This window comes from Leptothoe sp. PORK10 BA2 (assembly GCF_034932105.1).
GTDB lineage: Bacteria > Cyanobacteriota > Cyanobacteriia > Phormidesmidales > Phormidesmidaceae > Leptothoe.
Window position 1 is genome coordinate 44,822 of the sequence record NZ_JAYGIG010000004.1, and the last position, 14,929, is coordinate 59,750.

Genomic DNA, 14,929 nt, shown 5'->3' on the forward strand with positions numbered 1-14,929 from the left:
AAAGCTCTTCATCTACCTGGCGAGTGACATAACTAGGCGAATCTAAACGTAAAGCACCACTATTGATAGCTAGGCTCTGAATCCATGGTTTACGCCTTTAGATGCTCACTAAAATACTCTCGATAAATCTCACACAGCGGTGCTGCCTGATTCCCCGATAAAATCACCAACCCCATACTCTCCAACTTAAATGCAGATTCCGCATCAATATCTACCGGACGTCGCTTGGTTACCACCTGCCGAAACGCCTCTGCCAACTGCGGATAGTCCTGTAGCACATACAAATGCCGCCGCAGATGATCACTATAGATTCCCGCTTCCGTTGCTACTGTTTCAGTTAATGCATTTATGCTCAAATCATCCCGTCGCAGATGGTACAACGCCTTACGAATCAAATAGGGATGCCCCCCCACTAAGGCCATCAACGCCTCCGTCTGACTTGCACTGGCCGACAACCCATATCGCTGGGCCAAGTCCTGCACCTGCTCTGCCGAAAACTCCTCTAGCTCCACATTTTTACCCACATTAAACGGCGACTGGTTAATATTCAACGGCACATAGGCCTCGGTCGAATGCACCACCACCAGCCGCACCTTTTCCCACAGCTCACTGCCAAAGTCGCCATAGCGCGCCGACTCATACCAAGACCGCAGCAGTCCAAAGAAATCATCCGCCACCTCTGCATGGGGAAATACCATGTCCACCTCGTCCAAAGCCAATATCAATGGCTGCTCCAAATCCTCTAGCAAACACTCTTCAAAGTAAGCAATGCACTTGTCCTTGCTGCCAAAGCCCATCCAGTAGTCTTCCAGGTCCTTTAGCTTCTTCAGCCGTCGCCCCACCTGGGTGCAAAGCCACTTCAGCAATAGGTCCAAATCGTTAAACACCCGACTGTCCGCCCGCTGAAAACTCACCGGTACCGTGGCATAGCCCAGCTCCCGCCCATGGTTCAAAATCCGCGCCATCAAGGACGTTTTACCCATCTGACGCGGAGCCTTGATTCGGATCAATGACCCCGGCTGTTCAATCTCCGTAAAACAATCCACCTCAATCGGTGGTCGATCCACGTATAAACCAGATTTTAAAGGCACCGAGCCCCCCGGTTCCCGCCGTAGCTCCGGTTCTGCCACGGGGAGCGGTGGTCGATCCACACTGTCAATTACACCCCCAGTCGGTGGTGAAACCTCCTCCCCTTGATCCACCGGCCCCACATCCCGCTGCGCTGGTCCCGTTAACATGAGCGCCTGCAGCTCCTGCAATAGCCCAGGCGTATCCGCCGCCGACAGCCATTCCCGCTGCTGAATCTGCTGCAGGTAGCCCCGCAACTCATAGTTCAACGGGTCATCCAGCGGAAACTGCACCCGAATGGGCAAAATCATCGGACGACCATTTTCCCGTTGATCTCGCAGACTCCTGGCCCGCTTCACCTCTTCTGTCACCATTTCGCTAGTGGCGGACAGCGGCGATAGCAGTAGCAAAAAATAATCACACTGGTGCAGCTCAGCACTAATCCGCTTCCGCCAGTCTTCCCCCAGCTTAATGCTTTCCGCTGCCATAAAGACTTCATGCCCCGCTGCCTGGAATGCATCGTAAAATTCCTGGGCTAAGCCCTTATCGGGGGCCTCATCGCGATAGCTAATGAAGATGCGTCGAGTAGCCGTGCCCCTGCCTTGGGGATGAGTGGTACTGCCAAAACGATCGTCAATGACTTTGCCGGAGCGGGTGCGTAGCACAGGAGTAGCCACCTCAGGAATATCCTCCAAATCAATGGCGGTGCGACCCATCTCATAGGCGGCTTCGTAGGAGCTACCGTGCCCCAGGGCCGTATAAAACCCGCGTGAAAAGATAATGGCGGCCATATCCCCAATGGGCTGGTTCATCCCAATCACACAGGAGACAAACTGGCTAATGGCCTGGGCCTGGGTATCGGAATAGCAAGCATTCAGCAGCACACATTCGACCCTAGACACCTGCTGAAATAACCGCGCCAACGCCCTGGTGGGCACCAGCTGACTACGGCCCCGGCTATCGTCTAGCACCAGGCCATAGTCCCCCATCCCATGGCCCAAAAAATGAACAATATGGGGCTGATGAGACATCAATGCCTGGATCAGATCCTCCGTACGCACGGCCCATTCAGAAACCAGCTGAAACTGATCCCGTTCCTTGGATAGCTGAATGCTGCGCTGAATACTATGCACTTCCTCATCCAATCTCAAGGTGGACGTATCACCAGGATTGGCAGCTAATACCAGAATTTTGCGAGTGGGCAGTTTGGCAGTCTTGGGCATGGTTCAGATTCCCCAGGATAGGCAGCAATATTTTGACTATAACGTTGAGCAAAGCCGCTTTAGTGAGGCGGGGGCGGTGGATGATCCCCTGGCATTGACCCGGACCGTGTTAGGCGATGGTCCTGAAGCGGCGGAGCCTTCTGAGATCATACTGGATGTGTTAGAAGCAACCGATCAGCGCGTGGTAATTGGCTATAGCCGTAAGCAGCTGGAGGACGACTCAGTGTATGCCAAACGTCTGCGCCTAGAGTTTGTTCCTGATGGTGACCAGTGGCGCATTGATTGGATTGGCCAACAGTTTTCCTGTCAAGTAGGACGAGGGCGACAGACCTGGCATAACAGCCTTTGTTCCTAGGGGACGCATAGACAATGACCATGGGTGAAGGGGGCCTGATAGATGAGAATTGCCCCTAGAGGACTGATCTACTCCTAAGATGATTCTGAGACACACCTCCTCCCTATCACCCAGGAAGTACCAATGCCCTTCTATAGTTGGCTCAGTCCCCGTTCCCACGATAGCGTAAGAAGCCTAAAGACTAAGCAACGCGCCACCCAAAAGATAAAACAGCTCCGGGCGGCATTTAATGCCCATGTTCAGGAGGCAACAATATTACAAAATGGCCTGCAAAACGGGGAGCCCCCTGCTGATCAGGCACAGTATGTCCGAATCGCCACCTGGAATATCCGAGAGTTTGATTCATCGAGCTATGGATATCGAAGTCAAGAGTCAAAAGCGTATATCGCCGAAATTCTTTCACAGTTTGACCTCATTGCCCTACAAGAAGTCCGTCGTGACCTTTCTGCCCTCAACGATGTCACACAACTCCTGGGGCCTGACTGGGACTATATTGCCACCGACGTGACTGAGGGGGACTCCGGCAACGAAGAAAGGATGGTGTTTCTGTTTAATAAAAAGAAAGTCTGGTTTCGTAATGTGGCGGGGGAGCTAACCCTACCCCATGATCAAAAGATTACCGATCCCTTTGGCGAGCGCTTTAGGGTTGAAGGCGGAGCCCAGCTAGAACTGCCTGAAGGTGACAATCTGGTATCCCCAGCAAGACTGAAGGTAGATACCCTGGCTTCTGGTCAAACAAAACTTCGTCAAGCAGTGGAAATACCTTTACCAGAGGGAACCAAGATTGTTCTACCACCAGGCTCATCGATTCGCTTTGCCCAAAACGCAAAGGTGCCCATCACCAGTGACAACAGAATAGACTTTGCCGCAACCCCCACCATTCCTGAGTCCGCTGAAATTGTCCTGCCGCCCAACTCCCTAGTAGGGGGTCCACAACAGTTTGCCCGCACGCCCTTTATTGCTTCATTCCAGGCAGGTTGGTTAAAGATTAACCTAGCTACCGTACACATCTACTATGGTTCTGGGGCCACCGGTATCGAACGCCGCAAGGAGGAAATCCGACGTCTGACAGCCCTCCTAGCCGACAAGGCTAAGAGTGATAATGATTCGGATGCGGACTCATACTTTATGGTCCTGGGGGATTTTAATATCGTGGGTCCTGGCCACGAAACCATGGATGCCCTACGGACAAACGACTTTATGATTCCGGAGCCATTACAACATGTACCCGGTTCCAATGTTAAACAGGACAAGTTTTACGACCAGATTGCCCTATGGACTGGGGAGTCAAGCCGTCGTAAACCCTATACGCGGATTGTGCCATACCGAGCCGGTGTCTTTGATTTCTTTGATGTCGTTTATCGAAGCGATGAAGAGGAGATCTATCGTCCGTTGATGCGTAGGCCAGAATCTAGTGAGTTTTATTCCCGCTACTTGGACTGGCGGACCCATCAGATGTCTGACCACTTGCCCATGTGGGTTGAGTTACGAATTGATTTTACCGAGGAATATTTAGATAAAATTGAGGTTGACCTGCAAGCCAAACTCGGTTGATTAACCGCCTAATAGTTTTCAACAGTTAATTATTAGACAGTTAGTTTATATGGTGAATGCCCTAATTTGTTAGGGCATTCGAACGTCAAGTTAGCCAATCTTATTCAAGGCTTTCAGCAATATTTATTGCCCATTAACCTGTCTAACTAACCTAACAAATGCAATCGTTTTAGGGTTTATCCCCAAGCTCATTGAGTAATTTATATCTGAGCAATATATCGGACATGTTAAGTTCAGACGGATCACCTTTTTTTATTTGCTCAGGTTCTTCTTGGGTTGTCAGTACTTTTTTGGAAAAAGATAGAAAAACGAGAACGAACACTATAACAGCGGGGAAAAGTGTCATGGGAACTCCTTAGTTTGAACCTTGTTCACATCCAGAACTGAAAATCTATCGCTTTGCGTCCATAGTTCACAATATTGATGATCGCTGAAAGTTTTAGATAGCCAAAGCTACGGACGGCACAATCTGGGGAAACTACCAGTTACCGCTTAGACATAATTTAGCGATCAACAAAATCACTTAGGACTTCCCTAAGCCATGGGACACGCAATTAAAATGTAGAACTCTTCACACCCTGTCGTTTCTTAGAACATATTAATAAGCTGAAAATAAACGACTATCAATATGTTCTTGGTTCATTATGTTCGCTCATTTTGATAATGGCCTAGGTTCAGAAAAATGAGTAAATACTCTTAGTTTTTCTTTACGTATTGTCCGTAATTCGGTAATTTCATCGATTATTTTTGTTACTGAGTTAAAGAATAAATCGATCTGTTAAAAATTCTACCGTTAAGATTCAACCGTTCAACTAGCCGTCCAATCAATTCTAGGCACTTTAGCCAGTTGGCAAGACGTAACCGAAGCCTCTCTGTTACAACTAAAGATAGACAGTAAGAGGCACTTTATGACTATTGCCCCTTAGCAAAATGAATTTGGTCTGGATTGGTGAATTGTCATGGTCGTCCCTGAACATGACTTCTGAACATGACTTTATGGGGCAAATCAATCGAAACGTACGTCACAACATACTACTGTGTTTGTTGGCGCTGCTAACGTCCATTCTGGTTGATATTTTAACGGCTCGCTGGATTGTTCAACTGATTCTGAAACTGAATCAATCTGAGAAGGATCTGACCCAAGGAAATTGGCATACCCCCCGTTATGGCGGAGCGCAATGACGAGGTCGGACAGTTAGCCCTGTCTTTCACCGCCCTGGTCATGCCTGATTCGATCCGCCCAACTAATCCTCAGGTCAGCCCTCAGGTAGTGAAATCAGTACTCAATGTAGGTGAGATATTACACCCAGCAAATCGTTCACTACTCGTTACAATGGCACCACAGTCTGCATGTGAGGAGATGCCATGGCCGCATCTGGTGAAAATTCTCCAGATTCAAAACCCGATCGCTGGCTGCCGCCTTGGCAGTCAATCAAGACCGTTTTATCTGGCGGTTTATCGATTGATTGGGTCACCCAGCGCGCCCTCAAGTGGTTTGCTGTTGACGATGACCAGGTAGCCTCTGTCCTTGAAAAGATTAGGGCAGAATTACCCACCACCGAAGCCTGGTTAATTGGTAAACCCCAGTCTGGCAAAAGCTCAGTGGTACGCGGCTTAACAGGGGTATCCGCCGACATTATTGGCCAGGGATTTCGGCCCCACACCCAGCACACCGAGCGCTATGCCTATCCTTCTGCCGACCTGCCGTTGCTACTGTTTACTGACACTGTAGGCCTCGGAGATGTGGACCGCGATGTGGAGAGCATCATTCAAGAACTGCAGGATGACCTGACCCAGCAGGCAAGGGGAGCCCGCATCCTGCTGGTGACCGTCAAGATTAACGACTTTGCCCTAGACAGCCTGCACCAGATCCTCAAACAGGTCAGAGCCCAACATCCCACTATTCCGGTGGTATTAGTGGTCACCTGCCTCCATGAGCTTTACGCTCCCACCGAGGAGCATTCCCCCTATCCTCCTAGCCAAACTTCTGTCCAACGGGCCTTTGGTGAACTAAAACGGAGTTTTGACGGCCTCTACGACAGTGCCGTGATGATCGACTTCACCCTCGAAGAAGATGGCTATGCCCCTGTTTTCTATGGGTTAGATGCCCTGCTCCAGGTCCTGTCTGACCAGCTCCCCGAGGCAGAATCCAACGCCATCTACCAACTCCTTGAGCAGGCCGATGACGCGACAACCCAGCTGGGGGCCATCTACCGAGACGTTGCCCGTCGATATATTTCAGCCTTTGCCGTGATTGCTGCTACCCTGGCCGCCGTGCCCTTGCCCTTTGCCACCATGCCCGCCATCACTGTTCTCCAGGTGTCCATGATTGTGGCCCTGGGGCAGCTCTATGGTCAGCGCCTCAGCTTTTCCCAAGCAGGCGGTGTCGCCAGCACCATTGCCGGGGGCTTTTTGGCTCAGGCCGTGGGGCGAGAGTTAATTAAACTGGTGCCCGGCTTTGGCAGTGTCATCGCTGCGTCTTGGGCTGCGGCCTATACCTGGGCCTTAGGGGAAGGAGCCTGTGTCTATTTTGGTGATCTGATGGGGGGCAAAAAGCCTGATCCAGAAAGAATCCAGATAGCTATGAAGGAAGGGTTTGAATCAGCGAAAGAGAGATTTAAAGAGAGAGTGCAGCAACAGAGAGAGTAGCCGAATCTACTCTCCAAAATAGGGAGGGCGCGTTGTCTTTTTGGGCCAGCTTTTGTAGATAAAATGGCCCAACGTTGGTGCTGCCAACCCTAGACCAATCAAGCCGACCCACCAGGTTTGTTGAAAATCTCCAAGGTCAAATGGCTGAGGACTAGATGAAAACAACTCTGGCAGGACAGAAACAATATTGTTGAGCGCATGGGCAATAATCGGTGCCCACAGGCTGCGGGTACGAATATATAGCAGCGCCATTACCACCCCAAACATGGTCAAGCCAAGGGGATTATTGATATGCAACAGGCCAAACAACACCGATGACATAATCACCCCAGCTGGCAGATTCCAGCGTACGGCCCAGCGCTGCAGCAGCACCCCGCGAAACACGAATTCCTCGGCGATGGGGGCAAAGACAATCACCACAAACAGCATCAGATAACGATATAGTTCGGGGGCCACCGTTTCGACATTCAACAGTTGCTCGGTCAGTCGCTCTTCAACAAAGCCAGGGGCAATCAGGGAGACCGGATAGAACAGCAACAGAAAACTGCTGAAGGAGAAAATCAACATGCTAGAAATTAGCAACACCCCATAGGCCCAAGGGAAACGGGGGGGAGGTCCGAATAAACGGACCAACTTGAGCCCGGCATGGCGGCCAGTGGCCAGTAAAACGCCACAGACCAGACCAAAAATCATCATGAACTGCAAGGGCAGCCACAGTTTGTCATGCAGGGGCCAAGGCAGCAGCTGTTGATAATCCAGGACGGCACAGATTGTACCTACCAGCAAATTGCTCAGTATAAATGTAACCAGTACATGGGTGCGGAATTTAAGTACTTCGAAGGGGTTCCTACCCATGTTCATATGTGAGTAATCAAGATTTTATTAATTGTAGAACAGATAAATAACTCAGGCATTGCTGATCCTGCCATAAATCAACAACGGCTTATGCAATCTAGGTACATCCTTCCCATCCTTAGGTCATCACCACAGATTTACCCCCGCAGCTATGTTAAAACTGCATAGCAGTTGTGGTTTATCAGGATAGACATATGTGCGATCGCACAGCTCCCCGCATACCCTGGCAGTCCCGTACCCTATGGTCTAAGCTCCAAACCCAGACCCAACATGGCCTAGTCACCGGAGCCCTCAGACCCATTGACACCAATTACGAAATTGTCCCCGATGGTGGGATGGCATTTATCGTGCGAATTCTAACCAACCTCAACCGCAAAGACCAGGCCCGTAAGGTGCAGACCCAAGAAAAAACCAATCCTTTCTTACCCTACGATCCAAACCTCTATGTCACAGACATCTCCGACACCCATGTCTGTCTACTAAATAAGTTCAACGTCGTTGACCATCACTTTCTCATCGTCACTCGAGCCTTCGAGTCCCAGCTCAACTGGCTGACTCTGGGCGATTTTCAAGCCCTCTGTCGCTGTCTAGACGAGGTGGCCGGTCTAGTTTTTTACAACGGTGGTGAAGCCGCCGGAGCCAGTCAGCCCCACAAACATTTGCAAATCGTGCCCCAACCGTCCATGGATTTGCCCGTTGAACCCGCCATCCGCGCCACCCAATTTATTGATGGCATCGGGCAATCCCCCCAGCTGCCCTATGCCCATTGCATTGCCCAGCTGTCCCCGGACGATGGTGCGGAACAGTGGCTGAAACGCTATCGACAACTGCTCAGTCACCTAGCCATCGATGATCCCACCGGCCAATGGCAAGATCCCCAGCGCCAGGCCTATAACCTACTGGGTACCCGTAACTGGCTCATGGTAGTGCCCAGACGCCAAGAAAACCACCTCGACGTCTCCGTCAATTCCCTAGGCTTTGCCGGTTCGCTTTTAGTGAAAAACCAAAGCCAAATGGATCGACTCAAACAAATCGGGCCAATGACACTCTTAAAAGCAGTGGGCCAGAGCAGTGGGCCAGAGCAGTGGGCCGGGTTAGGTCCCAGCCCATAGCTACATCACTGACCTGATGGGCCTTAAACGAAGCTTGAAATATCCTCGCCGCATTCATCGGCTAAGAAGCACAGAGCACGAAAACGTAGCCCCACCAACTCATCGTATAAAGGGTTGAGCTTGCACATGGGCGGAATATGACCAATAGTGCGACCAAACAGGACAATATCCCGCTCGAACGGACATTGGGAAGGCACTAGCCGGGCAATGCGACGGGCCAACTTAGGCTCTTCAATTTTGAAGGCATCAAGCCAATGCCGGATGGGTAGCAAAGGCATAAATTGAACTTTGACGCCATGAAGGACATGATTCTTCAGAAATGCAGTGGCAGAAGACATGGTTCAGGTAGTAAAGACGTAGTATTCCAGGAAAAGAAATTAAATAAATTATTTTGAGGCGTTAACTGTATTGATTAAAGATTGACTAAAGCGTTTAGTAAAAGCTTGAAGAGTGGTTTGTAAATCCCCTCTACGTTAAGCAATCAAAGTTGTGACTAGGTAAAGAGAATGATAACCCTGATAAAACTTCGTTAAAGCTCTAATAAAGTCCAAAAAGTAAAATAGTAAAAGATTTTAAGTTTATTGTGTTCTAGTACAGCCTAGGAGATAGATTTCACTTTGTGTGTGCCCAAGGCGACATTTTTTTAACTGTCTATGCAGGATACGCATCCTAATGCAGGATACGCATCTCCCTTATAGATTTCCGGATCCTCTTGGGGGCTAGAGAGACGTTTATGGTTTTACCTAACACGATTAGTAGAAATCTAGGGAACAGAGCAACACTAAAGTCATAATGCCCGAAAAGTAATCCGTAATAGCTAGGAATCAACCTTGTCCACATTCAAAACGGTCATCCTACCATAGATAGGAGAAACTACAGGTTTTTAACTGCAATGGGGATACCTGCAACAACTTAATCAAAGTTGATACTAAAACCATGGTGATGGCAAAGATCCATGGGGATCACTGGCATCACCATGGTTAATCAGGATTTGATCAGGACTGGGTGAGCGGTCAATGGCCAGGCTCGATTAGGCCAAGGAATGGTCAACGCCAAGGATCAGGAGCATGACCGGTCAAGGATCAGGATCGGTTATCCGGAATTAAGTAACGCCATGTCGTGATATACGCTTAATTAGCACTCTGCTTCGGAGAGTGCTAAAGTCTTTCATTGCAGAGCGAAACGAGCTGACTATGGCGAAACTGGTACTATTTGATGAAAAGTCCCGCCAGGCTTTAGAACGAGGGGTTAACGCCCTGGCCGATGCGGTCAAAATAACTTTAGGTCCCAAGGGCCGTAACGTCGTTCTAGAAAAGAAATTCGGCGCACCTCAAATTGTGAACGATGGCATCACCATCGCGAAGGAAATTGAGCTGTCTGATCCCTTTGAAAATACTGGGGCAAGGCTGATCCAGGAAGTTGCTTCTAAAACTAAGGATTTGGCCGGTGATGGCACCACCACCGCCACCGTCCTGGCCCAAGCTATTATCCGTGAGGGTTTAAAGAACGTAGCGGCTGGAGCCAACCCCGTTAGCCTACGTCGCGGGATTGAAAAGGCTGTTGCCCAGCTAGTGACTGAAATTGCGGCCGTTTCTAAACCCGTGGAAGGCAAAGAAATTGCTCAGGTGGCCACCGTATCCGCCGGTAGCGACGAAGCCATTGGCAACATGATCGCCGAAGCCATGGACCGGGTGACTAAGGACGGTGTGATCACCGTTGAGGAATCCAAGTCCCTCCATACTGAGCTAGACGTGGTCGAAGGGATGCAGATTGACCGGGGGTACATATCGCCTTACTTCGTCACCGATCAGGAACGAATGATCGCTGATATGGACGGTGCCCTGGTCCTAATCACTGATAAAAAGATTAGCTCCATGCAGGATCTAGTCGGCGTTCTAGAAAATATTGCCCGCTCCGGCAGGCCTCTGGTGATCATCGCTGAAGACGTGGACGGCGAAGCCCTGGCCACCTTGGTGGTGAATAAGGCCCGTGGTGTACTCAACGTCGCTGCCGTTAAGGCTCCTGGCTTTGGTGAGCGTCGCAAGGCCATGCTGCAGGACATTGCCGTTCTCACTGGCGGTCAAGTGATTTCTGAAGAAATTGGCCTCAGCTTAGAGATGGCGACCATTGAAATGTTGGGAACCGCCGAAAAAATCACTATTACTAAGGACACCACGACCATCGTGTCCAACAGTGGTAACAAGCCCGACATTGACGAGCGTATTGGTCAAATTCGTAGGGAATTGGATGCCACCGATTCTGAATATGACAAGGAAAAGCTGTCTGAGCGCTTGGCCAAACTGGCGGGTGGCGTAGCCGTGATTAAGGTCGGTGCAGCGACGGAAACTGAGCTGAAGGACCGGAAACTGCGGATTGAAGATGCCCTGAGTGCCACTAAGGCCGCTGTGGCTGAAGGCATTGTGCCCGGTGGGGGGATCACTCTGCTGCACCTGGCTCAAAAGCTAGAGGCTTTGAAAGCAGGTTTGGCATCTGAAGAGCAAACGGGTGTGGACATCGTCATGCGGGCGGTGGAAGCGCCCCTGCGTCAGATTGCTGACAATGCTGGTGATGAAGGCTATGTGGTCGTGGAAAAAGTCCGCGCCATGCCCTTTAACGAGGGCTATAACGCCTTGACCGGTGCCTACGAAGATTTGATGCTGAGTGGCATTGTGGACCCGGCCAAGGTTGTGCGTTCTGCCCTGCAGGATGCGGCATCCATTGCGGGCATGGTATTGACCACGGAAGCTTTAGTGGTCGAGAAGCCTGAGCCTGCAGCTGCCGGTGGCGGTGATCCCATGGGTGGCATGGGCGGCATGGGCGGCATGGGCGGCATGGGTGGCATGGGCGGCATGGGCGGCATGGGCATGATGTAAGCCTCCCTGGCCTTAATTCGATATTTCGTAGGGGCGTTCCATGGAATGCCCCTACGTTTTTTTATGATTAATGTGTGATTAATGTGTGATTAATGTGGCCGAAGCAGGCCGATTAGCGATATTCTAAATAGTACATATTTACTTGTTTGGACAGCGATTTGTCTGAGACAGTAATTAATGTAGTTATTAGATCAGTCATTAGATAGTAATTGGAATAAGCCGGTGACTCCAGTGTCTAATCTAGCCAAACTCCATGAGGTGGAACTCAGTCAGCGGATTTTAGAAATGGCAACGGTGGGGGTGTATCGGGAATCGTTATTTGATGCTTTTAGTGGGGTGGCGAGTAAACGCCAGGTGCGGGCTGCGATCGCAACCGCCAAGCAGTTTGGCCTCCGTTCCAATCCGGCCCTCCGCGATACGGACCTGGGCACCTACTACCACATTGATCCCAAGCACTACGACAGCTTTCAAAATTTGCTGGAGTCGGCAATTTCTCCATTGTCCACCGATGATGTGGCCACTCGTTTGCGGAAATTAACCGAGGCTGTGCAGATTTTAGTGCGAGTGTCGGGGGGAGTTGCGATCGCGCTATTGATCAGCGGCAGTCTCTGTGTGCTAAATGGCAAACTGACCCTGGCGGCCATCATCTGGAGTGCATCGTTAGCCGTTAGCCTGGTGTGGATGCTGCAAAAATTATTGGTGGGGTCCTTGTTGGAGGGATAATCTACATCGATTGCAATTTACCAGCACCTCATCCCTCTACCAGCAATGGATCCTGGGAGCGCAATTTGGAGAGCAATTAGTTTAACCACAAGGGATGGCCCTAGGCGGTTAGGGTTCACCCTTCACATGCTGATCCAGCCACTCCACCATTTCCCACAACACATGACCCACTGCCTCCCGAGAACGATAGCCATGGCCCTCCGCCGGTAGCGACACGTAGCGCACCGTGCCGCCCAAACCCTTCACGGCTTCATATAAACGTTCCGACTGAAGCGGATAGGTGCCCGCATTGGTATCCTCAGCCCCATGGATCAACAGCAGGGGTTCATTGATTTTCTCGGCGGAAATAAAGGGGGACATGGTGAGATAGGTTTCTGGGGTTTCCCAAAATGTGCGCTGCTCTCCTTGAAACCCAAACGGTGTGAGGGTGCGGTTATAGGCCCCACTGCGGGCAATCCCCGCTTGAAACAGATCGCTATGGGCCAACAAATTGGCGGCGGTAAACGCACCATAGGAATGGCCGCCAATGGCCAGACGGCTGCCATCACTCACCCCGCGCTCCACCAGATAATCGATCGCTGCTTCAGCGCTAGACACCAACTGCTCAATGTAGGTGTCGTTTGGTTGCGTATCCCCCTCGCCAATGATCGGCATGGTGGGTCCACTCAGGACCGCATAGCCCTGGGTTAACAGAAATAATACTGAGTCTCGGCCAGGCCGGGTAAAGGTATATTCTGAGCGAGTATTTTGACTGGCCACCTGGCGATCTTTAAACTCTTCGGGATAGGCCCAAAAGATTGTGGGTAAGGGACCGTCAGTGGTTGCATCATATCCCGGTGGCAGATATAGGGTGGCGGTGAGGGTTACGTCATCTGCGCGGGGATAGCGCACAATCTCTTTTTGCACATCGGCATACCAGGCTAAGGGATCGACCAATTCTGTGAGGGGAGTATCTTCTCCGGTGGAGAGATTAATGTGATGATAGTTGCTGGGGCTGGTCTGGGATTCTCGGCAGACAATTAAGGATTGGGCATTGCCGTCCAGAATGCGGATTAGTTGGCTAAAGATTTCTCCTTCCGCCTGCCACAGACGTTCTTTCTCCAAGGTTGCTAGATTTAAACGATCTAGAAAGGGAAATACCCCCTCTGGCGAAGCCCCGCCACCGCTGAGATAGAGACTGGTGCCATCGCCGCTGAGCTGCAGGACTGAGCGGCCATAGGGGCCGGGCATGGTGACTGGGGTGCCAGGGTTGGCATAGGCATCTTGAAAGTCTCGTGCATCCAGTAACTTCGCCTCAGGGCCTGGGGCCTGGGGATTGATCGCCCAGGTTTTGAGCTGACGACTGTCATACCAAGCTTCTGTTGCGATCGCTAAAGTATCGTTACTCCAGGTTACCCCCTGAAACCGCAGTGTCGATCGCCACAGTTTTGTCGGATTGCCATCAAAGGGAGCCGCTAGGGTATAGAGACCATCGCGATGGTCGGCTGGGGTATTGGCATCGCCGCCATCGAGGGCTTCTACCCAGTAAAGGGTGGCGGGCTGATCGGTGCGCCAGCTGATGTTGCGTTTGCCTGGGCGCACGGAGTCAAAGGCCAGGGAAATATCATCGGCCAGGGGTAAGTCCGCCAGTTCGTGGATCACTTCTCCCCGGCGGTTGAGCAATTCATAGCGCACGGGGAATCGGCCCAGGGGGACCTGGTAGGAAAAGGGCCGGTGTACCGTAGACCGCAGCAGCCATTGACCATCTGGAGACACCGTCACATCTCGAATTAGGCTCGGTGCATCCAGTAGGGTGATGTCTCCCGCTAAGCTAATGTGGGCCAGCTGGGCCGAGAAATAGTATTCAAACAGGGCCTCATCGTGGGGGCTTTTCAAAAGATTGGTGTAGGTGCGGGTAGCGGCCACCCGGCCCTGGCTACTTTCAATGATGGGGCCTGGGGGGACCGTGGGCTCGGTGGGAGGTGCCCCGAGTCCCTGGGGTCGTACTTTGCAAATCATGCCGTCATCCCCTGGCAGCCAATGGCACGGGCTGTTGTACACACCATTGAGGATGGGACCCGCCAGGGGGGTGGCCTTGGCCTCGGCCAAATCTAACACCCAGGGTTCAATGCCGTCGGCCTGGGTGAGGGTAAAGGCGAGATAGCGACTGTCGTAGGACCAGTACAGGTTACGGATACGGGCACCGGCGGGCAGAGCGATGGGGGTGCTTTCCGTCGCGCCCAAGGGTCGGACGGTGATGCCCTTGTAGGAGGCTTCTTGGGCCGGTCCCCAGGTGGCAGGGTTGAGTTTGGTGCCTGCGATCGCAACCCAAGGTTCCGCCAGCTCAGATATGGGGGGCAGTGCCCGTCGTTCAAACTCCACCAGCCATTGGTTATCCGGGGAAATCGACACCGCCGGTAGCTGGTCTGCATCCAACATAGACACAATCGGTTCCGGCGGATTTTGCCAAGTGGACACAGGCTGATCGATCTGGGCGGAAACGGGCATAGTGATTAGGGGAAAAACGATAAGCGGCAG

The 14,929-nt window shown here is 51.4% G+C and carries 11 protein-coding genes; 7 read left to right on the plus strand and 4 right to left on the minus strand.

The window, feature by feature from the left end:
• Positions 1-89: 89 nt before the first annotated feature.
• On the minus strand, positions 90-2,291 hold the full coding sequence (locus VB741_RS02190) for an AAA-like domain-containing protein (protein WP_323363501.1): 2,202 nt from the start codon (positions 2,289-2,291) through the stop codon (positions 90-92).
• On the opposite strand from VB741_RS02190, the gene VB741_RS02195 reads away from it, so the two are divergent.
• From VB741_RS02195 to VB741_RS02210, 4 genes are all read left to right on the plus strand, one after another.
• On the plus strand, positions 2,290-2,646 hold the full coding sequence (locus VB741_RS02195; protein WP_323363502.1) for a hypothetical protein: 357 nt from the start codon (positions 2,290-2,292) through the stop codon (positions 2,644-2,646). The genes VB741_RS02190 and VB741_RS02195 overlap by 2 nt on opposite strands.
• A gap of 123 nt (positions 2,647-2,769) precedes the next feature.
• A complete protein-coding gene (locus tag VB741_RS02200) occupies positions 2,770-4,200 on the plus strand; it encodes an endonuclease/exonuclease/phosphatase family protein (RefSeq protein WP_323363503.1) in 1,431 nt (476 codons plus the stop codon).
• A gap of 975 nt (positions 4,201-5,175) precedes the next feature.
• Positions 5,176-5,382: a hypothetical protein gene (locus VB741_RS02205; protein WP_323363504.1), complete on the plus strand. Its 207-nt coding sequence runs from the start codon at positions 5,176-5,178 to the stop codon at positions 5,380-5,382.
• Positions 5,383-5,565: 183 nt separating this feature from the next.
• Positions 5,566-6,849: a YcjF family protein gene (locus tag VB741_RS02210; RefSeq protein WP_323363505.1), complete on the plus strand. Its 1,284-nt coding sequence runs from the start codon at positions 5,566-5,568 to the stop codon at positions 6,847-6,849.
• Positions 6,850-6,855: 6 nt separating this feature from the next.
• Here the strand turns inward: VB741_RS02210 and VB741_RS02215 are convergent, their stop codons facing one another.
• On the minus strand, positions 6,856-7,635 hold the full coding sequence (locus tag VB741_RS02215) for a CPBP family intramembrane glutamic endopeptidase (RefSeq protein ID WP_323363506.1): 780 nt from the start codon (positions 7,633-7,635) through the stop codon (positions 6,856-6,858).
• Between the two features lie 263 nt (positions 7,636-7,898).
• Here VB741_RS02215 and VB741_RS02220 point away from each other — a divergent pair, with 263 nt between their 5' ends.
• The gene (locus VB741_RS02220) at positions 7,899-8,816 is read left to right on the plus strand and encodes an ATP adenylyltransferase family protein (protein ID WP_323363507.1); all 918 of its coding nucleotides are present in this window, start codon (positions 7,899-7,901) and stop codon (positions 8,814-8,816) included.
• Positions 8,817-8,839: 23 nt separating this feature from the next.
• On the opposite strand, the gene VB741_RS02225 is transcribed toward VB741_RS02220, so the two are convergent.
• On the minus strand, positions 8,840-9,094 hold the full coding sequence (locus VB741_RS02225) for a Mo-dependent nitrogenase C-terminal domain-containing protein (RefSeq protein WP_442786270.1): 255 nt from the start codon (positions 9,092-9,094) through the stop codon (positions 8,840-8,842).
• Between the two features lie 915 nt (positions 9,095-10,009).
• On the opposite strand from VB741_RS02225, the gene groL reads away from it, so the two are divergent.
• Together groL and VB741_RS02235 are read left to right on the plus strand one after the other, a co-directional pair.
• Complete coding sequence (gene groL / locus VB741_RS02230) at positions 10,010-11,689, plus strand: chaperonin GroEL (protein WP_323363509.1); 1,680 nt, start codon at positions 10,010-10,012, stop codon at positions 11,687-11,689.
• Positions 11,690-11,911: 222 nt separating this feature from the next.
• The gene (locus tag VB741_RS02235; RefSeq protein WP_323363510.1) at positions 11,912-12,412 is read left to right on the plus strand and encodes a hypothetical protein; all 501 of its coding nucleotides are present in this window, start codon (positions 11,912-11,914) and stop codon (positions 12,410-12,412) included.
• Between the two features lie 108 nt (positions 12,413-12,520).
• Here VB741_RS02235 and VB741_RS02240 read toward each other — a convergent pair whose 3' ends face one another.
• Positions 12,521-14,899: an alpha/beta hydrolase family protein gene (locus VB741_RS02240; RefSeq protein WP_323363511.1), complete on the minus strand. Its 2,379-nt coding sequence runs from the start codon at positions 14,897-14,899 to the stop codon at positions 12,521-12,523.
• Between the last annotated feature and the right edge of the window lie 30 nt (positions 14,900-14,929).